Origin of the sequence: Selenomonas sp. oral taxon 138 str. F0429, from assembly GCF_000318175.2 — a bacterium.
Classification (GTDB): Bacteria; Bacillota; Negativicutes; order Selenomonadales; family Selenomonadaceae; genus Centipeda; species Centipeda timonae.
This window is the reverse complement of record NZ_KB290950.1, coordinates 1-24,711: the sequence shown is the minus strand read 5'-3', so window position 1 is coordinate 24,711 and position 24,711 is coordinate 1. Positions and strand designations below refer to the sequence as shown.

The 24,711-nt window shown below is 57.9% G+C and carries 24 protein-coding genes; 11 read left to right on the top strand and 13 right to left on the bottom strand.

The genetic code is table 11. The annotated features are described in order from the left end of the window. Positions 1-40: 40 nt before the first annotated feature. Complete coding sequence (locus HMPREF9163_RS09745) at positions 41-1,348, bottom strand: metallophosphoesterase (protein WP_009441616.1); 1,308 nt, start codon at positions 1,346-1,348, stop codon at positions 41-43. Positions 1,349-1,427: 79 nt separating this feature from the next. After that, on the bottom strand, positions 1,428-2,165 hold the full coding sequence (locus HMPREF9163_RS09740; RefSeq protein ID WP_037346942.1) for a metallophosphoesterase family protein: 738 nt from the start codon (positions 2,163-2,165) through the stop codon (positions 1,428-1,430). Positions 2,166-2,341: 176 nt separating this feature from the next. Between HMPREF9163_RS09740 and purB the strand changes: the two genes are divergently transcribed. Both purB and HMPREF9163_RS09730 read left to right on the top strand, forming a co-directional pair. Continuing rightward, on the top strand, positions 2,342-3,634 hold the full coding sequence (gene purB, locus HMPREF9163_RS09735) for an adenylosuccinate lyase (protein WP_037346940.1): 1,293 nt from the start codon (positions 2,342-2,344) through the stop codon (positions 3,632-3,634). Between the two features lie 26 nt (positions 3,635-3,660). After that, a complete protein-coding gene (locus HMPREF9163_RS09730) occupies positions 3,661-4,947 on the top strand; it encodes an adenylosuccinate synthase (protein WP_009441613.1) in 1,287 nt (428 codons plus the stop codon). Positions 4,948-5,001: 54 nt separating this feature from the next. Here the strand turns inward: HMPREF9163_RS09730 and HMPREF9163_RS09725 are convergent, their stop codons facing one another. The 4 genes from HMPREF9163_RS09725 to HMPREF9163_RS09710 form a co-directional block, all read right to left on the bottom strand. Then, a complete protein-coding gene (locus HMPREF9163_RS09725; RefSeq protein WP_009441612.1) occupies positions 5,002-5,619 on the bottom strand; it encodes a hypothetical protein in 618 nt (205 codons plus the stop codon). A 79-nt stretch (positions 5,620-5,698) separates the two neighbouring features. Beyond that, positions 5,699-6,682 (bottom strand): YeiH family protein, encoded by a 984-nt coding sequence (locus HMPREF9163_RS09720; RefSeq protein WP_037346937.1) that lies wholly within the window; start codon positions 6,680-6,682, stop codon positions 5,699-5,701. 131 nt (positions 6,683-6,813) lie between these two features. Continuing rightward, complete coding sequence (locus HMPREF9163_RS09715) at positions 6,814-8,784, bottom strand: methyl-accepting chemotaxis protein (protein ID WP_037346934.1); 1,971 nt, start codon at positions 8,782-8,784, stop codon at positions 6,814-6,816. 100 nt (positions 8,785-8,884) lie between these two features. Then, positions 8,885-9,250, bottom strand: coding sequence for an arsenate reductase family protein (locus HMPREF9163_RS09710; RefSeq protein ID WP_009441609.1), 366 nt, complete (start codon positions 9,248-9,250; stop codon positions 8,885-8,887). A gap of 221 nt (positions 9,251-9,471) precedes the next feature. On the opposite strand from HMPREF9163_RS09710, the gene HMPREF9163_RS09705 reads away from it, so the two are divergent. Continuing rightward, positions 9,472-9,930 carry an Hsp20/alpha crystallin family protein gene (locus tag HMPREF9163_RS09705; RefSeq protein WP_037346931.1) on the top strand — a complete coding sequence of 153 codons (459 nt, stop codon included), beginning with the start codon at positions 9,472-9,474 and terminating at the stop codon, positions 9,928-9,930. Positions 9,931-10,017: 87 nt separating this feature from the next. Here HMPREF9163_RS09705 and HMPREF9163_RS09700 read toward each other — a convergent pair whose 3' ends face one another. From HMPREF9163_RS09700 to HMPREF9163_RS09675, 6 genes are all read right to left on the bottom strand, one after another. After that, complete coding sequence (locus HMPREF9163_RS09700) at positions 10,018-10,950, bottom strand: transketolase family protein (RefSeq protein ID WP_009441606.1); 933 nt, start codon at positions 10,948-10,950, stop codon at positions 10,018-10,020. Next, entirely contained in the window at positions 10,950-11,768 is an 819-nt protein-coding gene (locus HMPREF9163_RS09695; protein WP_037346928.1) for a transketolase, read from the bottom strand. Before HMPREF9163_RS09695 ends, HMPREF9163_RS09700 begins: the two co-directional genes overlap by 1 nt. A gap of 63 nt (positions 11,769-11,831) precedes the next feature. Continuing rightward, positions 11,832-13,106, bottom strand: a complete 1,275-nt coding sequence (locus HMPREF9163_RS09690) for a PTS ascorbate transporter subunit IIC (RefSeq protein WP_009441604.1) — start codon at positions 13,104-13,106, stop codon at positions 11,832-11,834. 12 nt (positions 13,107-13,118) lie between these two features. Continuing rightward, entirely contained in the window at positions 13,119-13,397 is a 279-nt protein-coding gene (locus tag HMPREF9163_RS09685) for a PTS sugar transporter subunit IIB (RefSeq protein ID WP_009441603.1), read from the bottom strand. Positions 13,398-13,399: 2 nt separating this feature from the next. Next, the gene (locus HMPREF9163_RS09680; RefSeq protein WP_009441602.1) at positions 13,400-13,855 is read right to left on the bottom strand and encodes a PTS sugar transporter subunit IIA; all 456 of its coding nucleotides are present in this window, start codon (positions 13,853-13,855) and stop codon (positions 13,400-13,402) included. A gap of 4 nt (positions 13,856-13,859) precedes the next feature. Further along, complete coding sequence (locus HMPREF9163_RS09675) at positions 13,860-15,842, bottom strand: BglG family transcription antiterminator (protein ID WP_009441601.1); 1,983 nt, start codon at positions 15,840-15,842, stop codon at positions 13,860-13,862. A 244-nt stretch (positions 15,843-16,086) separates the two neighbouring features. On the opposite strand from HMPREF9163_RS09675, the gene HMPREF9163_RS09670 reads away from it, so the two are divergent. From HMPREF9163_RS09670 to HMPREF9163_RS09635, 8 genes are all read left to right on the top strand, one after another. Then, positions 16,087-16,530 carry a gamma-glutamylcyclotransferase family protein gene (locus tag HMPREF9163_RS09670; protein ID WP_037346925.1) on the top strand — a complete coding sequence of 148 codons (444 nt, stop codon included), beginning with the start codon at positions 16,087-16,089 and terminating at the stop codon, positions 16,528-16,530. 189 nt (positions 16,531-16,719) lie between these two features. Then, positions 16,720-17,403: a DUF969 domain-containing protein gene (locus HMPREF9163_RS09665; RefSeq protein ID WP_009441599.1), complete on the top strand. Its 684-nt coding sequence runs from the start codon at positions 16,720-16,722 to the stop codon at positions 17,401-17,403. A 12-nt stretch (positions 17,404-17,415) separates the two neighbouring features. Continuing rightward, positions 17,416-18,333 carry a DUF979 domain-containing protein gene (locus HMPREF9163_RS09660; RefSeq protein WP_009441598.1) on the top strand — a complete coding sequence of 306 codons (918 nt, stop codon included), beginning with the start codon at positions 17,416-17,418 and terminating at the stop codon, positions 18,331-18,333. A gap of 44 nt (positions 18,334-18,377) precedes the next feature. Continuing rightward, positions 18,378-18,998 (top strand): pyroglutamyl-peptidase I, encoded by a 621-nt coding sequence (gene pcp / locus HMPREF9163_RS09655; protein WP_009441597.1) that lies wholly within the window; start codon positions 18,378-18,380, stop codon positions 18,996-18,998. A gap of 32 nt (positions 18,999-19,030) precedes the next feature. Then, entirely contained in the window at positions 19,031-20,419 is a 1,389-nt protein-coding gene (locus HMPREF9163_RS09650; RefSeq protein WP_009441596.1) for an aspartate ammonia-lyase, read from the top strand. Positions 20,420-20,540: 121 nt separating this feature from the next. Further along, a complete protein-coding gene (gene dcuC, locus HMPREF9163_RS09645) occupies positions 20,541-21,821 on the top strand; it encodes a C4-dicarboxylate transporter DcuC (RefSeq protein ID WP_009441595.1) in 1,281 nt (426 codons plus the stop codon). 6 nt (positions 21,822-21,827) lie between these two features. Continuing rightward, positions 21,828-22,955: a M20/M25/M40 family metallo-hydrolase gene (locus HMPREF9163_RS09640; protein WP_009441594.1), complete on the top strand. Its 1,128-nt coding sequence runs from the start codon at positions 21,828-21,830 to the stop codon at positions 22,953-22,955. 122 nt (positions 22,956-23,077) lie between these two features. Continuing rightward, on the top strand, positions 23,078-24,169 hold the full coding sequence (locus HMPREF9163_RS09635) for a tyrosine-type recombinase/integrase (RefSeq protein ID WP_009441593.1): 1,092 nt from the start codon (positions 23,078-23,080) through the stop codon (positions 24,167-24,169). A gap of 148 nt (positions 24,170-24,317) precedes the next feature. On the opposite strand, the gene HMPREF9163_RS09630 is transcribed toward HMPREF9163_RS09635, so the two are convergent. Beyond that, positions 24,318-24,569, bottom strand: coding sequence for an acyl carrier protein (locus tag HMPREF9163_RS09630; protein ID WP_009441592.1), 252 nt, complete (start codon positions 24,567-24,569; stop codon positions 24,318-24,320). Between the last annotated feature and the right edge of the window lie 142 nt (positions 24,570-24,711).

Below are 24,711 nucleotides of genomic sequence, written 5' to 3'. Positions count from 1 at the left end.
CTAAGATGACGGTGCTGAATTTATCAGTGCTTCCCAAGTACTATCGCTTCGTCACGCGCACGCGATCCATCTCCGTGCCGTCGGTCAGGAAGCACGCGATCTCGATCGCATCCCGCGAGACATCCATCGTGAGATAGTTGTCCGTCTCAGGCTGCGGGAGTGTCACCTCATCAAAGGCATGATCAATCCAGAGATTCGGATAGCGAACATTGCCCGCAACGCCCGTGAGGATGTAGAGCGGCCCCTTCGCGTCCAGTGTCTTCTCAAAGCCGTAGATATGCCCACGGTTGCGATACGTGTGCAGATGCGCCGTAAAGACAATGTCGATGCCAAGCTCGTCAAAGACGGGCATCCATACTCGTCCGTTGTCCTCGTCGATGCCCTCCGTGCGCTCTGGCCGCCCATTGATCCGATACTGCAGCACATCCTTGTGCATGAAGACAATATTCCAGCGCTTCCGATGTGCCTTCAGGTCGCGGCGAATCCACGCGAGCTGCTCCTCGACAAGCCCATCCTTGAACTCCCCGATTTCCTTCTGCTGGGTACAGAGCACGATATAATGCGCGTCGCCGTAGTCAAAGGAATAGTAGTAACGCTCAAACTCCTTGCTCCCGTTGCGCGGTGTCTTGAAGTAATGCAGATACGCCTCGGGCAGGCGCACCTTCCAGTCAAGATTGTACGTCTCGTGGTTGCCCATGAGCGGCACCATTGGAATCGAGCGCTGCATTTCCTTGACCCCGACGAAGAACTCCGTCCACTGCAGCCGATCCTCGCCGTTGTCCACGAGATCCCCCATGCAGGTGAAGAGCTCTGCGTCCGTATTGCGCGCCCACGCGAGATGCGCGAGCTGCTTCCAGTCCGCATAGTCCGAGGACTGGGAGTCCGGGAAAATCAGCATTTTATAGTTCTCATCGGCAGTTGGTGTATAGAGCGGCTGCCAGTCCGTCGCCGCGTCCCCCGCCGTAATGCGGTACTGATACATATGCCCCGGCGTCAGTTGATCGAGCTCCGCCGTGTACTGATAGACCTCGGTGCCGTCGTCGGTAAAGCGTGCATCCTCTGCAGCAATGCGGCGCACATCCTCTGTCCCCTGCAGACGCAGCTCAATCATCTGCTGATCGACGGGCGACGTCACTTCCCACATGAGGGCGCGTGCGTGCGCATTGTCCGCCGCGACAATCTGCCGCAGGCGCTCGATATAGAATACGCCCGGGAACTGGCGCAGCGCCGTATCGCGCACGCCTCGCAGCAGATCGAGCTGCCAGAGCGCGGTCCCTCCCACCGCAAGCACGCCCGTCGCCGCAGCCGCACGAATGAAATTTCGACGATTCATCTTCTTATTTTTCATAGATCATTCCTTCATACATTTCCACGTCCCCCCATCATAACTCCTGGTGTGGACTCCAAGTCAAGTGTTTTTCATCAGCTCATGCCGACTGCATATAACAGGAGGAGAGCTCGTCTGCCGTCAGCGTATGTCCATCTGCGCATAGGTCGAGCCAGCGCGTCACATCCACGCAGCTGATCCGCCCGCCGGGGAGGAACGAGCCCGTATCGCATGCAATGATGTTGTTCGGCAGGAAGAGCGGCACATTGCGGCTCATGTCTCGCCCGCCGATCGCCTGCGTCGGCGTATGCCCGACAACGACAAGCTCCGCGCCGCGATAGAGATCGAAAAAGTCATCGCGAATCCAGAGCAGATCACTCGATGTCTGCTTCTTGCGCGCGGGATGCACGCCCGCATGAACGAAGAGGATGCTCTGCCCGCTGTGCTGTGTGCGGAAATAGAGTGGGCGCGCCTTGACGAATGCAACGAGGGACTCCGACTCCGCCGCGGGGAGCGCCTCGAGCTGCTGCTGCGTCACCTTGCCCCCGTTCATCAGCCAAATATCCATGGGGTCGAAATCATCAAGCCCATTTGTCTTGATATAGCCGAGCATCATCGCTTCGTGGTTGCCGCAGAGCGCATGGACATTCGTGTGCCGCTCCACCTGCGCGCACACAAAGCGCAAGACCTCGACGGGAGCAGCACCGCGATCGATATAGTCGCCGAGAAAGACCAGCATATCTTCTTTATCGTCGAATGCGATCTGCTTCCAAAGGGAACGCAGCTTTTCCATATGACCGTGAATATCGCCCACTGCAAGAATCCGACGAAACGCCATCATCGCCGCCCCCTTTCATTTATCCTATTATACCCTATACTGTCTGAAATGAAAATGATTGTACCAAACTATTGGGCTTTACACGGACACAAAGCCGTGATTGACAATCCTCGCACACAGAGCTATGATAAAGGTGTTGTTTTATGTCTTTCATGCACATGAGCAGGAGGAAGCAAATGATAGAACGCTATACGCGTCCGGAGATGGGACATCTCTGGTCGATCCAGAACGAGTGGCAGACCATCCTGAACGTGGAGATTGCCGCGTGCGAGGCGATGGCGGAGCTCGGCGAGATCCCCGCCGCCGCCGTGGAGAACATCAAGGCGAACGCGAAGTTCGATGTCTCACGCATCAACGAGATTGAAAAGACCACCGATCACGACATCATCGCCTTCCTCACAAATCTTGAGGAGAACGTCGGCGAGGATTCAAAGTACATCCACAAGGGGCTGACCTCGAGCGATGTCAAGGATACGGCATACTGCGTCATGATGCGCGATGCCGCAGCCATCATTCTCGACGATCTGCGCGCGCTCCGCGAGGTGCTGCGCCGCCGTGCGGACGAGTTCCGTCACACGCCCTGCATCGGGCGCACGCACGGCATCCATGCAGAGCCGATGACATTCGGGCTGAAGCTGCTGCTGTGGAGCGCGGAGATCGAGCGCGACATCGAACGCCTCACACGCGCGCAGGAGGTCGTCTCCGTCGGCAAGCTCTCGGGCGCAGTCGGCACCTACTCGAATATCGACCCGCGTATCGAGGAGCTGACGTGCAAGAAGCTTGGCATCACGCCCGTCCGCCTCGCAACGCAGGTCATTCAGCGCGACCGTCACGCCGAGTTCGTCACGACACTCGCCATCATCGCGGGCACGATGGAGAAGATCGCCACCGAGATCCGCAACCTGCAGCGCACGGACATCCGCGAGGCAGAGGAGTTCTTCAAGGCGGGGCAGAAGGGTTCGTCCGCGATGCCGCACAAGCGCAACCCGATCAACTGCGAGCGTGTCTCGGGCATGGCACGCCTTGTGCGCGGTAATGCCGTCGCAGCACTCGAGGACATGACACTCTGGCACGAGCGCGACATCTCGCACTCCTCCGTCGAGCGCGTCATCCTGCCCGATGCAACCATCAACGTGGACTACTGCCTGCACAAGCTGACCGGCATCGTGGACAAGCTCCTCGTCTACCCCGACGCCATGCTGCACAACATGAACCGCACGGGCGGGCTGATCTACAGTCAGCGCATCCTCACGGCACTCGTGAACAAGGGAATCCTGCGCCAGACCGCATACGTCTGGGTGCAGCGCAACGCCATGAAGCGCTGGCTCGAGAAGGAAGATTTTCGCACAAATGTCGAAAAGGACGCCGACATTTCCGCTCATCTCACGAAGGAAGAGATTGACGCCTGCTTCGACTATACCTATTTCCTGCGCCATGTGGATTCCATCTTCGCGCGCTTTGATCTTTGAGGGAAAGAATTAAGGGGGACTCAATTATGTCAACCATCGTTATCACGGGAACACAGTGGGGCGACGAGGGCAAAGGGAAGATCGTCGACTACCTCGCAAGCAAGGCGGACACGGTCGTCCGCTTCCAGGGCGGCTGCAACGCGGGTCATACCGTCGTCGCGGCAGGCGAGGAGTACAAGCTCCGCCTTCTGCCCTCGGGCATCCTCTACAAGGGCACGCACAACATCATCGCAAATGGCGTTGCGTTCGACCCCGAGGTCTGCCTACAGGAAATGGACGCCATGGCAGCGCGCGGCATCGACACGTCGAACATCCGCATCTCCGACCGCGCGCACGTCGTCATGCCCTATCATCGCCTGATGGACGGCATCGGCGACGCGCAGCGCGGCGCTGACAAAATTGGTACGACGGGACGCGGCATCGGCCCCTGCTACATGGATCGTGACGACCGCATCGGTATCCGTGTCTGCGACCTCATGGAGAAGGACGAGTTCGCAAAAAGACTTAAAAAGAACCTCGATGTCAAGAACGGCGAGCTTGCCGCCGTCTACTTCCACGAGCCGCTCGACTATGACGAAGTGCTCGCAGAGTACGAGGGCTATGCCGAGCGTCTGCGTCCGCTCGTCACAGACACGATCCCTCTCGTCAACGAGGAGATCGATGCCGGGCGCAAGGTGCTCTTCGAGGGCGCACAGGCGACCATGCTCGACATCGACTACGGCACCTATCCCTACGTCACGGCGTCCCACCCCATCTCGGGCGGCGTCACCATCGGCGCAGGCGTTGCGCCGAAGAAGATCGACAGGGTCGTCGGCGTCGTCAAGGCATACTGCACGCGCGTCGGCGAGGGCCCCTTCCCCACCGAGCAGCTGAACGAGATTGGCGACAAGCTGCGCGCGGCAGGGCATGAGTTCGGCACTGTCACGGGGCGTCCGCGCCGTACGGGCTGGCTCGACGCCGTTGTTGTCCGTCACGCGGGACTGCTCTCGGGCATCGACTACATGGCGGTCACGCGCCTCGACATCCTCGACGGCTTCGACGAGATCAAGATCTGCACGGGCTACAAGTACAAGGGAGAGCTGCTGAAGGGCGTTCCCGCGAGCCTCAACGTCCTCGCCGAGGTTGAGCCGGTCTACGAAACGTTCCCTGGCTGGAAGACGGACATCTCCGGCATCCGTAGCTACGAGGAGCTGCCCGAGAACGCGCGCAAGTACCTCGAGCGCATGGCGGAGGTCACGGGCATCGCCCTCGGCATCATCTCCGTCGGCCCCTCGCGCGAGCAGACCATCATCCTCGACAAGGATATGTTCTAAAAAATATAAAATTTCGGCACGCTGCGCGTTTTGCACACAGCGTGCCGTTTTTGTTTACCTATTCTGCTCTGCCACCGTAAACCCCGCCTCAACGAAAAACTTCCGATATACCTCGGCCTTCTTTTCGAGTTTCATCGGGTAGGCACGCGAGGTGGACGGCAGGCGCGTGACGAGGAGTTCGCGGTCGCCGCAGCGCGCAGAGATCGTCTCGCCCGTCTTGAAATCCTTTGCCTTTACCTCTGCCTCAAGCAGGGAGAGCAGGATCTCCGTTGCCTTGCCGCCCGTCGTGCAGATGCGCCGACAGCCCGGGATCTCTGCGAGCACTGCGGGCAGATCGACCTTCTCCACGACCTCGAGGAACGCATCGGAAGCGTTGCCATGCGTGCGGATCGCGCGGCGCACGGTTGGGCACGAACCGATGCCGCGCTCCGTGAGGAACGCTTTGATCCGCTCCGCATCGAACGCTTTCTCACCCACACGCTGAAAATGCGCAGCATCGCCAAAGAAGACGAGTCCATAGACACGCCACATATCGTTCTGGAAGTTCGGATAGTGGAACTCCATCGTCCGCTTCTCCGGCGCGGGCGGGAACGTTCCCATCATCAGTACCGTCGCCTTCGGCGGCAGGAATGGTGGGAACGGACGCAGTTCAATTTCCTGTGTGTCAGTCATACTTCCTCCGTTCTTCGAGACAAGATGGATGTATCTTAGAGAGTTGGTGCGGTGTTCCTAAGTGAACCCGCACCAATTATTACAGCAGCCCCAGTGCATACTGCACGATGAGCGACGTACCCGCGACCGCAATCCAGCAGACCATGCCAAGCAGGAGCGGGCGCGTCCCGTGCTTGAGGAGGGACGGCAGATCCGTGTTCAGACCGATTGCACTCATCGCGAGCACGATGGAGAACTTGCCGAGCATCCCAAGCCCATGCGAAACCTCGGCGGGGAGAATGCCCGTCGTATTCACGATGCACGCGAGCACGAAGTAGAGCACGAACATCGGGAAGATGCGCTTCAGCGAGAAACCCGCGCCGCTTTGCGCCGCACTGCGCATCATGAGCAGAGCGAAGAACAGGCAGACCGGCACAATCATCAGCGTGCGCGTCAGCTTCACGATGGTCGCATACGCGCCCGCATCATGGCTGTAGGCATAGCCCGCCGCAACGACCGACGACGTGTCGTTGATGGCAGTGCCCGCCCACATGCCGAACCCCGCGTCCGACATTCCCCAACTATGCCCGAGGAACGGGAAGATAAAGACCGCAAGCACGTTGAAGAAAAAAATCGTCGCAATCGAGATCACAACATCCCGATCCTTCGCTCCGATCACGGGTGCGACCGCCGCAATCGCCGAGCCGCCGCAGATCGCCGTCCCCGCACCGACGAGCGCGGTCATATCGCGATCCATCCCCAGAACCTTTCCCATCAGGAACGCCGCACCGAACGCCGCGAGCAACGTGAAGATCATGACATAGAGCGACTGCTCCCCGACCTCGACCACATGAAAGAGATTCATCTCGAAGCCGAGCAGGATGATCGCGTACTGCAAAATCTTCTTGCCCGTGAATTTGATACCACTCTCGGTCGCCTGCGGCCGCCGTTTCTTCGCGAAGAGCATGCCAAGCAGGATGCCGAACACGGGGCCGCCCACAATCGGAAAGTACAGCCCCAGAATGTACGCCGGTATCGCAAACAGCAGGGCATAGAGAATTCCGTCCATGTATTCACGTTTCATAAACATCCCTCTCTCAATATATGTGTATTGTTTCTTTTATCTTACACCTTTTCCCCGCAGAATGCACGAAAAATAACAGTCTGCTCTCCTCGTAAGGATCGCAGACTGTCGTACGTTTTCTGTTATGAATCTCAGGTCTGGAACTGCTTCGTGATCTGCTGCAGCTCCCCGGCAATCTCGGACAGCGTACGGGTCGCAGCCGCAATCTCCGACATGGAGGCGGCCTGTTCCTCTGTCACGGCCGAGATATTCGATACCTCTTCCTGCATCTTCGTGTCCGCATCGCTCGAGCCGCTGCTGAGCTCCTCGATGGAGTTGACAGCACGCTGATTGTTCTGCTGTACCGACTGCGCGATCTGTGCGATGTGGTTGATGCTCTCCGAGAGAGACTCAATGTGCGAGGCGATTGCCGTAAACTTCTCACCGGAACGATGGATCTCCTCCACGCTGTTCTCGACATTCACGGACTGTTCCTCCATTGCACGGAACGTCTTATCCATCTGAACCGCATTCCCATTGAGGAGCTCGGAGATATTCGCCGTTGCTTCCTTCGACTGCTCGGCGAGTTTCCGCACCTCATCCGCAACGACGGAGAAGCCCTTGCCATGCTCGCCGGCACGTGCCGCCTCAATCGCAGCGTTGAGCGCAAGGAGGTTCGTCTGCTCGGAGATGCTCGTGATCATCTCGACGATGCTCGAGACCTCATGTGCACTCTCCTGCAGGCCGCGCACGGTTTCCGTAACAACAGCCGCCCCATCCTTCAGTGTGTTCATCTTGCTGATCGTATGGTTGAGAATGGCCTGTCCGTCACGTGTCTCCTCCTCCGTCATTTTCGCGGAGGAGACAATCTCCTTGATGACATCTGCCACCTCGCCGATGCTGGAGGATGCCTCCTGCATCATCGCTGCGGCAGAGACGATCGTCTCACTCTGCGACGTCGAGGTCTCTGCAATCTGCGCGACGGAGTTTGCGGCAAACTCGGACGCCTGAGCCGCTTCCTGTGTATTCGCCGTCAGATCGGAGGAGGATGCCGCAACTCTTCCTGCCGTCTCGCTGACCTGCCGTATGAGCTTGCGGAGATTTTCCGTCATATTGCAAAATGCGTTGTGAAGCGTGCCGATCTCATCTGTACGATCAAGAGGCTGCGGTACGCTGCGCAGATCCCCGCGTGCAACGTTCGACGCGAACGCCGCGAGATTTTCGACCGGAACGGAGATGAGGCGAGCGATATAGAAGAGGATCGCTGCGAGCAGAACGAATGCCGCAATCGTGATGCCCACCATGATGCCGAGGAGCTCGGTTGAGGAGGCATACACCTCCGCCTGCGGCACGCACAGAACGAGCACCCATCCGGAATCACCGACAGGCACTGAGGCGTAGAAATTATCCGAGCTGTTCGGACTCGATGTGAATACGGGCTTTCCGGAGAGGAATGTCGACGCCAGCGCCTTTAGGTCGGAATCGTCTACCGAGGAGATATTATTGTCGAGGGAGTACTTGTCATGGTAGATGAAGTTGCCTTCCTTCGAGATCAGGAACGCCTTCCCCGTTTCGTAAATCTTTTCCTTCGACAGCAGGTCTCTCGCCATATCGAGGTTCAGATCGCAGCCCGCAACGCCGACAAGATTTCCGCCGCTCCGAATCGCCGCGCTGAAACTGACGACCGGCGTACCGTTGGCCGCCTTATAGACAGCCGACTGACACACCTTCGTCGATTCCGCCGCCTCCTTGTACCAGCCGCGCGAGGTTGCGTCAAAATCGCTGGGAATATCAAATCCTGCGCCGTCAATGAACGGCTGATCGGGAAACCCGACAAAGAAATCAGACGTTTTGGTTGCAAACTCCTGTGCCCCCAACATCATCTCATCGTACGAGGCATTCTCCGTCCCCCACAGCCGCGTAACTGTCTCGAGCTGACGGGATTTCGCCTGAAGTGCCGTATTGATATTGGCAGCATTCACCTCCGCCATCTGAATCATCTCACGTGATGCGACATCCTTGATGCTGTCCGACGCCTTCCAATAAATCGTCCCCAGCAGTATGAGGAAAACGAAGATCAGCGGCACGCCGACCAGCATCATAATCTTTGCGCGTAAATTCATGTGAACCCCCATCCTCCCTTATAAGAAAGTCACGTTTATTCTCATATATTTTACATTTTTTGTTCGCCCTTGTCTATATATGCTTTAATTTTTTTGAGGTTTATTCCGCCATGCAATCCGCCCACTCCTTCTCGCGGAACCCCGTGAGCACACAGTCCTTCGTGATGAGCAGCGGGCGCTTTACGAGCATTCCGTCCGAGGCGAGCACAGCGTACTGCTCCTCCTCCGTCATTGCAGGCAGCTTGTCCTTGAGTGCAAGCTCGCGGTAGAGCATGCCACTCGTATTGAAGAAACGCTTTAACGGCAGCCCGCTCCGTTCGTGCCACACACGCAGTTCGTCTGCCGTCGGATTCTCCGTCTTGATGTCGCGCATGGGTGCCTCACAGCCGTGCGCACGCAGAAACTTCTCCGCCTTCTGGCAGGTCGAACACTTCGGATAGCCGATGAAAAGGATATCCTTATCCATATATCATTCCTCCTCGTAAAATCAATGGAATTACTTTCTCCATTATAGCCCCTTCCAAAAATTTTTCAAACTTTTCTTTTTGACCTATTGACTTTTTGACTATTTGGGGTATAATAACAATCGAAAGGTGATTCAAACCACCTTCCCAATCAAAAGCAACTGAATGGCATATCGAATACCAAACATCGCATATGCCGCAAATCTCTAAGGAGTTGATTACCATGTTTGGACTTGTACCTTTTGCCGGACGCCGTAACCTTTCGCAGCGTGACAGCGCGAATCCGTTCGCACTCTTCGACGCGATGCGCGATTCCTTCTTCCACGATGACTTCCCCACTGCGAATTGGGGGGCAAGCTCGTTCAAGGTGGACGTGAAGGACAGTGGCGACCATTACGAGTTGACCGCCGATCTGCCGGGCATGACGAAGGAGGACATCGCCCTCCACTACGAGAACGGCTATCTCACGATTGCCGCCTCGCGCACGGAATCCAACGATGAGAAAGACGATGCAGGGAACTACATCCGCCGTGAGCGTCACACGGGTGAAGTCAGCCGCTCGTTCTACATCGACGGCATCGACGACGCAAACATCCACGCGGAGTTCAAGGACGGTGTCTTGCAGGTGAGCCTGCCGAAGACGGCGGACGCACCCGCACGCAAGCAGATTGAGATTCACTAAAGAACAGCGCAATATGCGCACGTAAACGGGGCGTTGTACGAAGCGAAAAACTTCGTACAACGCCCCGATTTTCGTGCAAAAGCAACGTTATCCCTTTGCGTGCAGTACATCCTTGACCGCCGCGGCGATATGTGAGGCACGCAGGCCGTACGCCTCGAGCAGGACATTCGGATCCCCCGACGTTCCAAAGCGGTCACGAATCCCGACGTAACGCATTGGTACCGGATACTCCTCCGCGAGTACCTCCGCAACGGCAGAGCCGAGTCCACCGATGATGCTGTGTTCCTCTGCCGTGACGACAGCACCCGTTTTTCGGGCGGAATCGACGAGCAGTGTGCGGTCGATCGGCTTGATCGAAGGCATGTTGACAACGCGGATGCGGATGCCCTCCTGCGCAAGCTCGCGCGCGGCGATCATTGCCTGTTCGACCATGATACCCGTCGCGACGACCGTGCAGTCGCTGCCGTCCGTAACGACCTCGCCCCTGCCGACGACGAATTCATAGTCAGGCGCATGGTAGTCCGCCGTGCCGATGCGGCTGATGCGCAAATAGACAGGACCCTCATGAGCAACTGCCGTACGCACCATCGCCTCCGTCTCGACCGCATCCGAGGAGCAGAGCACGGTCATGTTCGGCAGTGCGCGCATAACGGCAATGTCCTCGACCGCCTCATGCGATGCGCCGTCATAGCCGACACTCACGCCCGCATGTGTCCCCACGAGCTTTACGTTCAGCTTCGGATAGGCGACGCTGTTACGGATCTGGTCGAGTGCCCTGCCCGCGAGAAAGACGGAAAAGGTCGCCGCGACGGGAATCATCCCACAGGAGGCAAGCCCTGCCGCCGTGCCAATCATATCCTGCTCTGCAATGCCGACATCCACGAACCGCTCGGGACATACATCGCGAAACATCAGCACCTTGGTCGCCGAGCCGAGATCCGCATCGAGTACCACAAGGCGCGGATCCTCCGCCATCGTTTGCAGGACACGTCCAAAAATCTCACGCATTGCCGTTCCCATTACGCCTCACCTCCGAGTTCCTGCAGAGCTGTGCGGTATTCGTCCTCAGACGGCACGCCGCTGTGCCACTTTACCTGATTCTCCATGTAGGAGATACCTTTTCCCTTTACCGTATGTGCGACAATCACCGTCGGTACGCCTGCAGTTTCGCGTGCGGCAGCAAATGCAGCGCGAATCGCCGCGAGATCGTGTCCGTCGATATCAATGACATGCCAGCCAAAGGCGGCAAAACGCGTGCCAATATCCGACAGCCCCGCGACCTCCTCGACTGCTCCGTTGATCTGAAGCCCGTTCGCGTCCACAATAGCAACAATGTTATCCAGTGCATAGCGACGCGCCGTCATCGCCGCCTCCCAGATCTGCCCCTCCTCGAGTTCACCGTCGCCGAGCAGAACGTAGACACGATAGTCCATCCTCCGCAGCTTTGCGGCAAGTGCCATACCGTTTCCAATGGAGAGCCCCTGTCCGAGCGAGCCGGAGGACATATCCAGCCCCGGCGTCACCTTCATATCGGGGTGCCCCTGCAAACGTGAACCATACTGGCGCAGTGTCAGCAGCTCCTCCGCAGGAAAGTATCCGCGCTCTGCAAGTGCTGCATAGAGCGAGGCACACGCATGTCCCTTCGACAACACGAAACGGTCACGTTCTGCCCAGTTCGGGTCTGCAGGCCGCACACGCATCTCATCAAAATACAGCACGGCGAGCAGATCGGCAATCGAAAGTGCACCGCCCGCATGCCCCGTTCCAACCGCATGAATGGATTGGATCGTCGCGCGCCGGATTCTGCGCGCCGCCTCCTTCAGTTCTTCGAGTTCCATCTTTTCCTCCTTGCGCAAAACCGCCTTGGCAGACTGCCAAAGCGGTTTTTTTCATTGGATAAATTACTTCAGCATATGAATCACATTGCCGAGGATGATGCCGACCGCACCGAAGTCCGCATCACTGAACGTCGTATTGGCAAAGCCGAGGTTGCCGAGAACCGGCATGAGGAATACGGGCAGGAATGTGATGAGCAGCCCTTGTGCAAATGCACCTGCGATACAGCCGCGCAGACCGCCCGTCGCATTACCGAAGACACCTGCCGTCGCACCACAGAAGAAATGCGGTACAACGCCCGGCAGAATGATGGGCAGCCCCGGGAAGGACTTATCCGCAAGCAGAAGTACCGCCATGCCCACAACACCGCCAACGAAGCTCGATAGGAAGCCGATAAGCACGGCGTTCGGCGCATAGGGATAGACGACGGGACAGTCAATCGCAGGCTTTGCATTCGGCACAAGTGTCGTTGCAATTCCCGTAAATGCGGGCACGATCTCCGCGAGAATGAGGCGAACACCGGCGAGAATGACGTAGACACCGCCCGCGAACGTGATCGCCTGAATGAGCGAGAACACGAGGAAGTTCTGCCCGCCGCTCAGCTCCGTCTCCACATACTGCGGGCCACAGGCAAGGGCAACGATGAGGAAGAGAACGAGCATGACCAGTGAGACGGCGAGCGAGGAGTCACGCAGGAACGCGAGACTCTGCGGGAAGTTGATGTCCTCTGTCGAGCGCTCCTTGTTCCCGACGAGTGAGCCAACCCACGCCGAGAATACATAGCCAAGCGTACTGAAATGGCCAAAACCGACATCATCGCTGCCCGTAATCTTCTTCATCGTCGGATGTGCGATTGCGGGGAAGAACGCCATGACGAAGCCGAGCAGGATCGAGCCGATTGCCACGAGGGTCACGCCTTCAAACCCGCCAACCGTGAGAATAATCCCGATCATACACGCCATGTAGAGCGTATGATGCCCCGTAAGAAAGATGAATTTCAGCGGCGTAAAGCGCGCGATGAGGATGTTTGCGACCATACCGAATGCCATGATGAGCGCAGTCTGTGTACCAAACTCCTTCAGAGCCATACCGACAATCGCTTCGTTGTGCGGAACGACACCGTTGATGCCGAATCCGTGCTGAAACATCGTGCCGAAGTGCGTGAGTGCGGCAACGGCAAGCCCCGCGCCGCCGCCGAGAATCAGAACACCCATGATGGTCTTGATCGAGCCCTTGAGGATATCGGAGAGCCCCTTTTTCTGCGCAATGAGACCGATCATCGAGACGAGACCGATCAGAACCGCCGGCACGCTTAGAATGTCAAGGATAAAACTCAGCATGATGATTCCTCCTTATCCCTTTACCTTGGCGACTGCTTCCGCAATCTTCTCGGCAAGCTCCTTCTTGTCAATCATATTGTTGAGCGAGACAACCTCGCCACCGAGCCCGACGAGCTGTGTAGCGATATCGCGTGTCCCCACGTAAATATCCGCCTTGATGCCCGCCGCCGACGAGAGATCGCTGTGATTCACCTCTGCCTCCACGCCAATCTCCTGCAGAGCCTTCTTAATGTTCATCTCGATCATGAAACTGCTGCCGAGACCGCTGCCGCAGCATACCAGAATCTTCATTGTCACGCACTCCTTTTCTTTTTACCAAACAGAGCCTCTGCGCTCTCCACACACTTTGCCGCCATCAGCTGCTCCGCCATCCCCTCCGTCATCAGGAACTCTGACAGTGCCTCGAGCATTTCCACATGGCTCTTGGCATCGGGTGTCGCGAGCGTGATGACGAGTCGCACGGGGTCGTTGTGTTCGCTGCCAAACGCGACCGGCTCGCGCAGCGTCAGAATCGTAAGCCCCACCGCCTTCGCCCCCTCCTCCGGTCTGGCGTGTGCAAGCATGATGCCGGGCGCGATAACCATATAGGGTCCCATCTCACGGTGGCTACGCTTGATTGCCTCCGGATAGGACGGCAGGATCGCGCCGCAAGTGAGCAACGGTGCAGCTCCTCGGTCAATGCACGCCGCCCAATCACGGCACGTCTCCTGCAGCATGATTCCTCCCGGAGAAATATAATCTCCCAGCATAAATTCACTCCTTCCGCGCTGCTGTACAGCGACCTATCACGGCTCGAACTTCTTCCGCTGTGCGGCATTTCCGCAGATACTCCAGCGTTTCCGCATCGCTGAAAATTGTCCAGAGATCGAGCAAAAGCTCAAGATGAGCCTTCTCATCCGGCGTTGCAAAGGCAAAGAGCAGATCCGCCTCCGCGCCGTCCCGCTCTGCAAAGGCAACGGGATGTGCCAGCCGGACAAAACTGACGGCAAGCCGCCGCACCCCGTCTGCAGCACGTGCGTGTGGCATCGCAACCCCTGGGCACACGACGATGTACGCACCGAACTCCTGTACGCTCTCCACCATCCGCCCAATGTAACACGCATCGACCGCCCCCGCCGCATGGAGCAGATGCCCCGCAGCATGTACCGCCGCCTCCCAATCAGCCGCCTGTGCATGAAGCTCGATCATCTCCTCCGTGAGGAGGTCGACGAGGCGCATACCGCCCGATATGCGTACTGTATTCCCCTCCATGATGAAGCGGCTGTCATAGAGATATTTCAGCTGCTCCTCGATGATCTCGCTCTCCGCATCCGTCAGGATCGGTGAGATGCGCAGTACCGTCTTCTCGGGCAGCTGCACGGACACCGTACTGATAACGACATCCACATCGGCAACATCCTCCGGCTTCATGTTGTAGTAAGAAAGAATGCGTACGATGTGCAGGTTCGGCAGACGGTTGCGGATCGTATTTGCAAGCAAGGTTGCCGTGCCGACACCATTGCCACAAATGAGCACCACAGGCAGCTTGCGCGACTTCCGCAGCTTCTTCCGTTCGATCGCAGCACCGAGGTAAAGCGTCAAATAGCCGATCTCATCCTCCGAGAAGCGCAGATTCATCCGCTCCCCCAGACGTTCCGCTGCGCGCGCAGCAATCAAAAATATGGCACGGTACTGCTCCCGAATGCGTTCGAGAAGCGGATTCGTCAACACAATGCCGACATGCGCCCGCTCAAGTGCAGGACGGAGATGTACCGCAAGATTCCGCAGCAGCTCCTCATCGTCTGCATACGTATCATCCAACCAGACCTGTGCATATGCGACAAACTCCCGCGCAAGTGCGCGCGCCGTCTCCTGCGTGCGTCCCGGCTCCTCGCGAAAGGCGTAGATGCGGCTGTGCAGCAGCTCCTTGACAATGTGCTGGATCTCTGCTGCGTGCAGGAATTCCGGCGCATAGCCCGCCATCCCTGCCGCAATCTCCGCAGCCAGAGACTCCGTTGCCTCCCCCTCATTTGACAGAAAATCCACGGGACGCCCCTCGGTGATCTGATGCCCCTTGCGCAGCCGCTGCATCTGGACGGCAAGCGCGCAGATCATACGGTTGATCGAGAGATCGCTCCCGAGCACGCCGCGTCTGCCCAAGAGGTCGAGGAAGAACGCCGCAATCTCTGCCATTGGAAGGTCATGTGCATAGCGGCGAAACGGAGAGGAGGCTGCATCCGTACGATCAAAATGGCGAAAATCATGCTCTTCTTTGGCGAAGATATGGATGAGCATATCGCGCAGCTCCTGCTCTCCCCCGGTCGCTGCAATGCCCGCGCCGCGCTTTGAGACGTACGCAAGTCCACGCTGCTCGAGCGTTGCCTGAACATCCTTTAGGTCGCTGATGAGGGTGTTGCGGCTGATGGCAAGCTCCTCCGCAAGTCCGTCAATCGAACAGGGCGCATCGCCGAGGAGCGCGAGGATAATGCGGTCACGCCGCTCCTTGCGATCCAGTACCGGCGCGGCGGTCGCCGCCTCCTGCACCTCCACGCGTTCCAGCCAGATGCCGCACCGTGCCTGCGAGCGTATGCACAGCCCTTCGCACCGCAGCTCCTCCGTGAGCGCGTCTAGATCGTAGCGTACGGTTCGGACGGATACCGCAAGCATTCGTGCCAGATTCTCAGCCGTGACGGGTGCGGCTGAGAGGGTAGCGCGCAGAAATTTTGCCAACTGTTTGCGTCGCTCGTTTCCTTCCATACGCCACCTCCTTCCCGTATTTCCCATTATAGGAGAGATGGAATCCTGCAACAAGAACGAATCTCTGCCGCACAATCCTGCAAATAATTGGATAAATGCGGATAATCAACGGATTGAAAATGAACTTATAACCAAGCAGCACAAAAATGTATGCTCACACAGAAGAAAAGTTTTTTCAAAAAAATAATTTCATCCTTTGCTTTTGTGGTATACTGATACAACTGTTGAAAACAGGAGGGGTATGATGAAAAGACTCTATGCTGCCTACGGCAGCAATCTGAATGTTGCGGCGATGCGGGAGCGATGTCCAAGCGCGGTCATCGTCGGTACGGCGCAGCTCGCGGACACTGCTCTGGAGTATCGCGGCAGTCCGCCGCGCGTCTATCTGACGCTCACAGAGAGGAGGGGGGCGACCACGCCCCTCGGGATCTGGTCGGTGACGGAGAGCGATGAAAAGGCGCTCGACAGCTATGAGATTTTCCCTGCGCTCTACCGCAAGGAGGTACGGCACGTCCAACTAACGGAGCGGGAGACGGGTGTCATCAAAGACACGGCGGTATTCCTCTACACGATGGTGGACGGGATGCCGCTCGGCACGCCCGATGCCGACTACGTCGCCGCTTGCCGCGCAGGGTTTGAGGATTTCGGCTTTGATCCGCACATTCTCGACTGCGCCGCAAGGAAATAACTTGGAAGCACTGATAAATTCAGCACCGTCATCTTGGTGCATCTTTTTCGCCCTGCCATCGTCGACAAATCCTCCACATAGCTTTGGCTATGCGTCCAGTTTGTCTCCTTGACCGAACAAAAAGCTTCACCAATCCGACAGACTTCATTTTATTATCAGCGATTCCAATTTTCACAGGAGGTATCATCTATGCTTGTTCTATCCGGCATCCTCGTCATGGTGGTGGGGCTCGCACTGCGGTTTAACGCACTGCTGGTCGTCATCGTCGCCGGCTTCGTCACGGGATTTGCCGCAGGGATGTCCCTGCAGGAGATCGTCACGGTCATCGGCGAAGCATTCATCAAGAACCGCTATATGTCGCTCTTCATCCTCGTGCTGCCCGTCATCGGACTCTCGGAGCGGTTTGGACTGCGCGAGCGCGCCGAACATCTCATCTCGAAGATCTCAGCGGCAACGGCGGGGCGCATTTTCGTGCTCTATATGCTCGTGCGGCAGGTCACGGTCGCGCTCGGCATCTCTCTCAGCGGACATCCGACCTTCATCCGCCCGCTGATCTCGCCGATGGGCGAGGCTGCGGCACTCAAGGGACGCAAGGCATCGCCCGAGATCCTCGACAAGATCCGCGGCCATGCGGCGACGGCGGAGAACGCGGGCAATTTCTTCGCGCAGAACGTCTTTATCGCGGCGGGCGGGCTGCTCCTCATCAAAGGAGTGCTCGAGGAACACGGCTACGAGGTGGATCTCGTCACGATGGCACTCTACTGCATTCCAACCGCCGTGGTCGCCTTCCTCTTTGCGGCGATTCGCTTCCATCTCTTCGATCGGCGCATCGAGCAGGAGATTGCGGCATACAACGAGACGAAGAAAGGCTAAGGAGGGACTGCTATGCTGACACTCGATCACGTCTATCTCCTCTGCGGGATTTACCTCGTCCTCTTCGGGGTGCTCTCGTTCGGAGACAGTAAAAATCTAAAACGCTTCGGCACGGGTCTGTTCTGGCTCGTCTACGGCATCACCTTCCTCGGCGGCTCGGCACTCGGCAACGAGAACGCGGGATGGATGGTCATCCTGATGGCGGTCATTGTCGCTGCAAAACAGATGGGACACGGCGACTATCATGAGACCTCCAAGGAGGAAAAAAATGCTTCGGCGCAGCAACTCGGCAACCGTCTGCTCATCCCCGTCCTCGCGGTCGGCGTGATCACGCTGATCCTCGCGGCGACAACGAAGCTCGGTGCACTCGTCTCGTTCGGCATCGCCTCCATTGTCGCCATTGTAATTGCGCTCGCCATCACGCGTGGCGCACCGCTCCAGACGTTCCATGAGGGGCGTCGCCTCATCGATGCCATCGGCTGGGCTGCGATTCTCTCACAGCTGCTTGCAGCACTTGGCTCGCTCTTTGCCAAGGCGGGCATCGGCAAGATTGTCTCCGACATCGTGGCAAGTGCCATTCCGACGGACAGTGCACTTGCCGTTGTGATTGCCTACTGTCTCGGCATGGCAATCTTCACCATCATTATGGGCAATGCGTTCGCTGCATTCGCGGTCATCACGAGCGGCATTGGCATTCCCCTTGTCATCGTCGCGCACGGTGCAAATCCTCTCATTGTCGCTCCGATTGCGATGCTCGCGGGCTACTGCGGCACGCTCATGACACCGATGGCGGCAAACTTCAACATCGTTCCTGCGGCACTGCTTGAGATGCAGAGCAAATACGGGGTCATTCGCGCACAGATCCCGCTCGCAATCTCACTGCTCGCGGCAAACATCCTGCTCATGTATTTCCTCGGATTCCACGGATAAGAACTGAAAGGGGGCGGCGGCGGTATCCCCGCCGCGAATACGCTATGAAAAAACTTCTGATCACGGGCTTTCAGCCCTTCGGCGGCGAGACGGTCAACCCTGCGCTGGAGCTGGTCAAGCAGCTCGCCGGCAAGAACATCAACGGCTATGAGGTCGTTGCGCGTGAAATCCCCGTGGTGCGCTATGAGGCACTCGACGCGGTGCGTTCGGCGGTGGACGAGATCTCGCCCGATGCCGTCATCATCGTCGGGCAGGCGGGCGGCCGCCCCGACATCACGGTCGAACGCATCGGCATCAACGTCGATGATTTCCGCATCCCCGACAACAAGGGCAATCAGCCCGTGGATGAGCCGGTCGCGAAGGACGGTCCCATCGCCTACTGGGCGACGCTCCCGATCAAGAAGATGGTCGCCAACATGAAGGGGGCGGGCATCCCCGCAAGCGTCTCAAACTCGGCGGGCACCTATGTCTGCAACCACCTGCTCTACGGCGTGCTCCACCTCCTCGCCACAGCGGGCAAGGCGCACATCCCCGCCGGCTTTGTCCACATTCCCTACCTGCCCGAGCAGATGGCTGTGCGCAAGGGGATCGAAAGCCAGTACCCGACGATGGGTGTCGAGACGCTCGTCAAGGGCTTTACGGCGATGATTGAGGCATTGGACTGACAATACAGCAGTCATCGAAAGGAGAGAGCATCATGCGAACGGAACACGATTTTCTCGGTGAATTGGAAGTCCCCGATGATGTCTACTACGGCGTGCAGACGATGCGTGCCATCGAGAATTTCAACATCACGGGACAGAAGCTCGATCCCGATTTTATCAAAGCACTTGCCACGGTGAAGAAGGCGGCGGCTCTCGCGAATATGGACACAGGCCGTCTCCCGCACGACATTGGTGACGTGCTCGTGCAGGCGGCAGACGAGATCATCGCGGGCGGGCACATTGAGCAGTTCCCTGTCGACCCGATTCAGGGCGGCGCGGGCACGTCCATCAACATGAACATGAACGAGGTGCTCTGCAACCGTGCCCTCGAGCTGCGCGGCGAGGCAAAGGGACGCTACGATATCATCTCGCCGAACAATCACGCGAATATGGCACAGTCGACGAACGACGCATTCCCGACGGGCATCAAGGTCTGCCTCTCGGCAAAGAGCACGGTATTCCTCGCATCGCTCGACCGTCTCGCTACGGAGCTTGAGAAAAAGGCGACCTCGTTCCGCGCCATCCTCAAGATGGGGCGCACCCATTTGCAGGACGCTGTCCCCATTACACTCGGACAGGAGATGGGCTCATACGCCTCCGCCGTGCGCCGCTCGATGCGCCGCATCCGCTACGTTCAGAGGCACATCCATACGATCAACATGGGCGGCACCGCTGTCGGTACGGGGCTGAACGCCGAGCCCGCTTACATCAAGGCGGTCGCCAAACGGCTCTCGGAGATCACAGGCGAGCAGTACCGTACGTCACAGAACATCATCGATGCGACGAACAACACGGACGCATTCGCCGATTTTTCCTCCGCGCTCAAGAATGCGGCACTCGTCCTCATCAAGCTCGCAAATGACATCCGCCTGATGGCATCGGGACCGCGCTGCGGGCTGAACGAGCTGCATCTGCCCATGCGGCAGCCGGGCTCGTCGATCATGCCGGGCAAGGTCAACCCCGTCATCGCCGAGGTGCTCGATCAGGCGTGCTATCAAGTCATCGCGGGCGACCTCGCCGTGACGCTCGGCGTGGAGAACGGACAGTTCGAGCTGAACGTCATGGAGCCGGTCATGGCGTTCAACATGTTCAACTCGCTGAACTACATCACGCGCGCGGTCGACACCTTCGTCGACAAGCTCCTCATCGATCTGAAGCCGAACGTCGAGCAGTGCCAAAAGTGGCTCGACAACAGTGTCGGCATCGTGACCGCACTCCTGCCGCACATCGGCTATGAGAAGTCCGCCGAGCTCGCACGCGAGGCATATACGACGGGCAAGCCCATCCGCGAGATCATCCTCGAGCAGGGCATCCTCTCGAAAAAAGAGCTGAATCACATCCTCTCGCCACGCCAGATGACGCGGCCGGGAATCGCCGAATAACAACATTGCGTACATAGGGAAGAACCGCTAAAACGGTACTTCCCTATTTTCATGAAGGAATTCCCCCGTTTTTATCGAACTCTTATACAGTTTTGGTATCGATTCAAAGGAGGTCCTTTCATTGGCTATTGCCGGAGGAATTATCGTCATCATCGCCTTTGCCGCGATCATCAAGAAGTATGAGACGCGTATGGTGCTGCTCGCTGCAGGCTTTCTCATGTGCTTCATCGGCGGCGTCACGGGCAACGCCGTCGCGACGTTCAGCAAGACGATGGTACACGGCTCGCTCGTGCCCGTGATCTGTACGGTCATGGGCTTTTCGTTCGTCATGAAGATCACAACCTGCGACCGCCATCTCGTCGAGTCCATCTCGGGGGTTATCACGCGGAGCAAATTCATCCTCATCCCGCTCGCAACGCTGCTCACATGGTGGATCAACATCGCCATTCCGAGTGCGGCGGGCTGCTCGGCGGCGGTCGGCAGCATCCTCATCCCGACGCTCATGGCGGCGGGTGTCCATCCTGCGATGGCGAGCGCGGCGGTGCTCGCAGGCACATGGGGCAGCGCGATCAGTCCTGGACAGGCGCACAACATCTTCGTCGCCGATCTCGCGCAGACCGACCTCATGACCGTCATCATGGCGCAGGTTCCTGCGGCAATCGTCGCCTCCATCGTCGCTGTCGTCACACTCACCATCATCGCCACCATGCGCAAGGAGGGTCCCGACGAGGCACGACGCCTTGCCTATCACGCACAACTCGAAAAGGAGGAGGGCGGCAAGGATTTCAAGGTCAATCCGCTCTACGCCGTCGTCCCCCTCGTCCCGCTCATCCTGCTCGTGCTTGGCAGCAAGCAGATCGCCGTCCTGCCGCTCACGGATGTTCCGACTGCGATGATTGTCGGCACGGTACTCGCCCTCATCGTCACACGGCAGAATCCGCAGGAAATCACGAAGAAATTCTTCGACGGCATGGGAGATGCATATGGCGGTGTCATCGGTCTCATCGTCTCTGCGGCGGTCTTTACCGCCGGTATGGCAGCGATGGGTCTGACCGACGCCCTCATCGAAGCGATGAAAGGCTCGGAGTCCGTTGCCAAGATTGCGGGCGCGTTCGGTCCATTCATCATCGCCGTCATCTCCGGCTCGGGTGATGCCGCCGCGCTCGCCTTCAACGGTGCGATCACACCACAGGCGGCATCGTTCGGTATGAGCATCATTGACCTCGGCTCGCTCGCACAGATGGCGGGCTCGATCGGACGCTCCATGTCCCCCGTCGCGGGTGCGGCACTCGTCTGCGCGGGACTTGCCAAGGTCAGCCCGATGGAGCTGTCGAAGCGCAACGCGCTCCCAATGCTACTCGCCACGATTACCTTTATGATCGTCCTCTTCCTTGGAAAGTAGGCAGACATGATTGACAAAAAACGCGTACTGGACGAATTTTTCGAACTGGTCTCCATCCGCTGCTCAACGCTCGATGAGCGCGAGATGGGCAATCTCCTGACCGCACGTCTGCGTGACCTCGGTGCGGCAGAAATTCACGAAGACGCAGCGGGCAAGGCACTCGGCGGAAACTGCGGCAACATCGTCGCAAATTTCAAGGGCACGGTCGCGGGTGCGCCCACCATCATGCTCACGGCGCATATCGACTGCGTCGAGCCGTGCGCGAACATCAAGCCCATTTTGAAGGACGGTGTCATCCGCTCCGACGGCACAACCATCCTCGGCGCAGACGACAAGGCGGGGGTGGTCGCCATCCTCGAAACACTGCGCTGCCTGAAGGAACATGACATCCCACACGGCAATCTCCAAATTGTATTTACCGTTGCCGAGGAGGGCGGTGTCAACGGCTCGCGCTGCCTCGACGCATCGCTCCTCACCGCAGATTTTGGCTACACACTCGACACACACGGACACGCGGGCACGGCGGCGTTCAAAGCCCCCGGCAAGAATCAGCTTGCCGTACGCATCGTGGGCAAGGCGGCACACGCGGGCATCGACCCCGACGCAGGGCGGAACGCCATCACTGCGGCGGGCAGAGTGCTCACTGCCGTTCCGCAGGGACGCATTGACGAGGAGACCACCTGCAACGTCGGCAAGATTGAGGGCGGCACGGCGACCAACGTCGTCGCCGAGTTCTGCACGCTGAACTTTGAGACGCGTAGCCGTGACAAAGCAAAGCTCGACGCCCTCACGCAGCGCATGATGGACGCCGTGAATGAGGCAGTCAAAGGAACGGGCTGCACGGCGGAAATCGACCTCAAAAAGGACTACGATCCCTACGAGCTGCCCGCAGATGCGCTGCCCATTCAGTACCTGCGGCGCGCGGCAGAAAAGCTTGGTTTCCCCGTCGTACTCGAGGAGGAAGGCGGTGGCTCGGATGCGAACCACTTCAACGCCTACGGCGTGCCGACCACCGTCCTCGGTGTCGGCATGACGGACTGCCACACGAAGGAGGAAAGCATCCTCGAGCAGGATCTCTATGATGCGGCAGCACTGACGCTCGCCATCGTGCAGGAGATTGCAGAGAACAAATAAAAAGAACGAAGCCGCTGTGCATTCACTCTGCACAGCGGCTTTTGCGTATTTATCACCTGTTGCTAACGCCCCCCCTCCGTGCTATAATCAATCCACGAACGAAAACGAAAGCGGGTGAAATCATGGCGGCAAACGAAAGCTATCGGAGCGGCGGAGCAGCTGCGATGGGCGTCCCTGCACGGCGCACGGAGACTGCGCCCGCAGGTGTGCGCCGTATGGGCGATCTCTCCCTGAACGTGCGGCAGGATGCCATCACACCCGAGTATTTCATCGTGCATTTCTACGAATATCTCCCGCGCTACATTGCGGGCGGTGCGCCGACAGCGGACACGCGCGACACCTACGAGCTTGCCATCCGCCTTTTCCTCCACTGGTGCATGGAGCAGAATCTGCATCCGCTGAACGACGTGCACGACTACCAGATCCGCGTCTACATGGAGGACATGCGCACGCGCGGCTACAGCGCGGCAACCCTCATGATCAAGGGCGCGGCAATCCGCGCGTTCTACAAGGTCGCGCAGCGGCTCTCCTTCATCGAGGAGAACCCCTGCGCTGATCTGCAGCTGCGCAACCCACAGCACCTTGATGAGGATTATAAATATCTCACCGTCGACCAGATCAAGGAGATCTGCGAGGGGCTTGCGGCGGACAAGAACGCCCTACGGCGCCTGCGCAACCTCCTCATCGTCTACCTCATGGGCGTCGAGGGACTGCGCGTCGTCGAGGTCATGCGTCTCTCCGACGAGGACATCGACTGGCAGCGCGGCCGCATCGAGATCCGAGGCAAGGGACATGCAGGCATCATCTACCCATGCGAGGAAACCTTTCAGCTCCTTCAGGCGTATATCGAGACGCGTGGTGCAATCCCGCCCGAGAACCGTCTCACCCCGACCATCATCTCCTGCTCGCCGAACAATCGAAACGGCCGTATCACGCGCGTTGGCATCCGCTACGTGATCAATCGTGCCCTCACGGACGCGGGGCTGAAACAGCCTGGCTATGCCTGCCACCTCTTCCGCCACAGCTGCGGCACAAACCTCTATCAGGAGACGAAGGATCTGCGCGTCGTCCAGGAGACCCTGCGCCAGCGCAGCCCCAAAGTCACGGCGAAGTACGCCCACGTCCACGACCGCATGGAAAACCGTGTCACGCGTGGGATTACGCCGGGGGTGAATGTGGAGGATATGCAGGAGATAGACAAAGAAGCAACATAGCACATAGAAAAACTGCAATGAAACAACATGTATTCATCGCAGTTTTTCTATGCGGTATAACCAATGCACAATATATTATTCGCTTTCACCCCCTACATTCTTTTAAACCTGCTCCGAAGCAGCCTGAATATACAAGTAAAAACACTACTTAATTCACCCCTATTTTTCCCTGAATAAGGTCAATCATTTCACCAACATTTTTCAGATCCCTCAGTTCAGCAAAAGAAAACTTGATGTTAAGCCGCTTTTCGATGGCAACAACAAGACGGATGTGAGACAGCGAGTCCCAATCCTCGATTTGCTCTGCATTGCTCTCATTGGTGATGACGAGATCCTCATCATCAAAAACATCTTGAAAAATTAGTTGGAGATCATTGAGAATTTCTTCTTTTGAAGTCATGATTATCTACTCCTTCGCCTTGATAGGTCAAGTGATTCATGCAGATACCTCCGTTAAGGAAATAAATTTCCCCTGCTTCTGATAGCCCGCAAGATTCAGCCGCCAGATAGTATCATCTCCCTCCTGCGTAATCTTCTCAAAA

Coding starts and splice junctions, on each gene's coding strand:
- HMPREF9163_RS09675 (WP_009441601.1), bottom strand. CDS start 15,842: ATGGAAGGAAACGAGCGACGCAAACAGTTGGCAAAATTTCTGCGCGCT.
- HMPREF9163_RS09685 (WP_009441603.1), bottom strand. CDS start 13,397: ATGAAGATTCTGGTATGCTGCGGCAGCGGTCTCGGCAGCAGTTTCATG.
- HMPREF9163_RS09720 (WP_037346937.1), bottom strand. CDS start 6,682: ATGAAACGTGAATACATGGACGGAATTCTCTATGCCCTGCTGTTTGCG.
- HMPREF9163_RS09680 (WP_009441602.1), bottom strand. CDS start 13,855: ATGCTGGGAGATTATATTTCTCCGGGAGGAATCATGCTGCAGGAGACG.
- HMPREF9163_RS09690 (WP_009441604.1), bottom strand. CDS start 13,106: ATGCTGAGTTTTATCCTTGACATTCTAAGCGTGCCGGCGGTTCTGATC.
- HMPREF9163_RS09745 (WP_009441616.1), bottom strand. CDS start 1,348: ATGAAAAATAAGAAGATGAATCGTCGAAATTTCATTCGTGCGGCTGCG.
- HMPREF9163_RS09700 (WP_009441606.1), bottom strand. CDS start 10,950: ATGGGAACGGCAATGCGTGAGATTTTTGGACGTGTCCTGCAAACGATG.
- HMPREF9163_RS09630 (WP_009441592.1), bottom strand. CDS start 24,569: ATGACTTCAAAAGAAGAAATTCTCAATGATCTCCAACTAATTTTTCAA.
- HMPREF9163_RS09650 (WP_009441596.1), top strand. CDS start 19,031: ATGCGAACGGAACACGATTTTCTCGGTGAATTGGAAGTCCCCGATGAT.
- purB (WP_037346940.1), top strand. CDS start 2,342: ATGATAGAACGCTATACGCGTCCGGAGATGGGACATCTCTGGTCGATC.
- HMPREF9163_RS09695 (WP_037346928.1), bottom strand. CDS start 11,768: ATGGAACTCGAAGAACTGAAGGAGGCGGCGCGCAGAATCCGGCGCGCG.
- HMPREF9163_RS09665 (WP_009441599.1), top strand. CDS start 16,720: ATGCTTGTTCTATCCGGCATCCTCGTCATGGTGGTGGGGCTCGCACTG.
- HMPREF9163_RS09640 (WP_009441594.1), top strand. CDS start 21,828: ATGATTGACAAAAAACGCGTACTGGACGAATTTTTCGAACTGGTCTCC.
- HMPREF9163_RS09710 (WP_009441609.1), bottom strand. CDS start 9,250: ATGGATAAGGATATCCTTTTCATCGGCTATCCGAAGTGTTCGACCTGC.
- pcp (WP_009441597.1), top strand. CDS start 18,378: ATGAAAAAACTTCTGATCACGGGCTTTCAGCCCTTCGGCGGCGAGACG.
- HMPREF9163_RS09670 (WP_037346925.1), top strand. CDS start 16,087: ATGAAAAGACTCTATGCTGCCTACGGCAGCAATCTGAATGTTGCGGCG.
- HMPREF9163_RS09705 (WP_037346931.1), top strand. CDS start 9,472: ATGTTTGGACTTGTACCTTTTGCCGGACGCCGTAACCTTTCGCAGCGT.
- HMPREF9163_RS09635 (WP_009441593.1), top strand. CDS start 23,078: ATGGCGGCAAACGAAAGCTATCGGAGCGGCGGAGCAGCTGCGATGGGC.
- HMPREF9163_RS09740 (WP_037346942.1), bottom strand. CDS start 2,165: ATGGCGTTTCGTCGGATTCTTGCAGTGGGCGATATTCACGGTCATATG.
- HMPREF9163_RS09660 (WP_009441598.1), top strand. CDS start 17,416: ATGCTGACACTCGATCACGTCTATCTCCTCTGCGGGATTTACCTCGTC.
- HMPREF9163_RS09730 (WP_009441613.1), top strand. CDS start 3,661: ATGTCAACCATCGTTATCACGGGAACACAGTGGGGCGACGAGGGCAAA.
- HMPREF9163_RS09715 (WP_037346934.1), bottom strand. CDS start 8,784: ATGAATTTACGCGCAAAGATTATGATGCTGGTCGGCGTGCCGCTGATC.
- HMPREF9163_RS09725 (WP_009441612.1), bottom strand. CDS start 5,619: ATGACTGACACACAGGAAATTGAACTGCGTCCGTTCCCACCATTCCTG.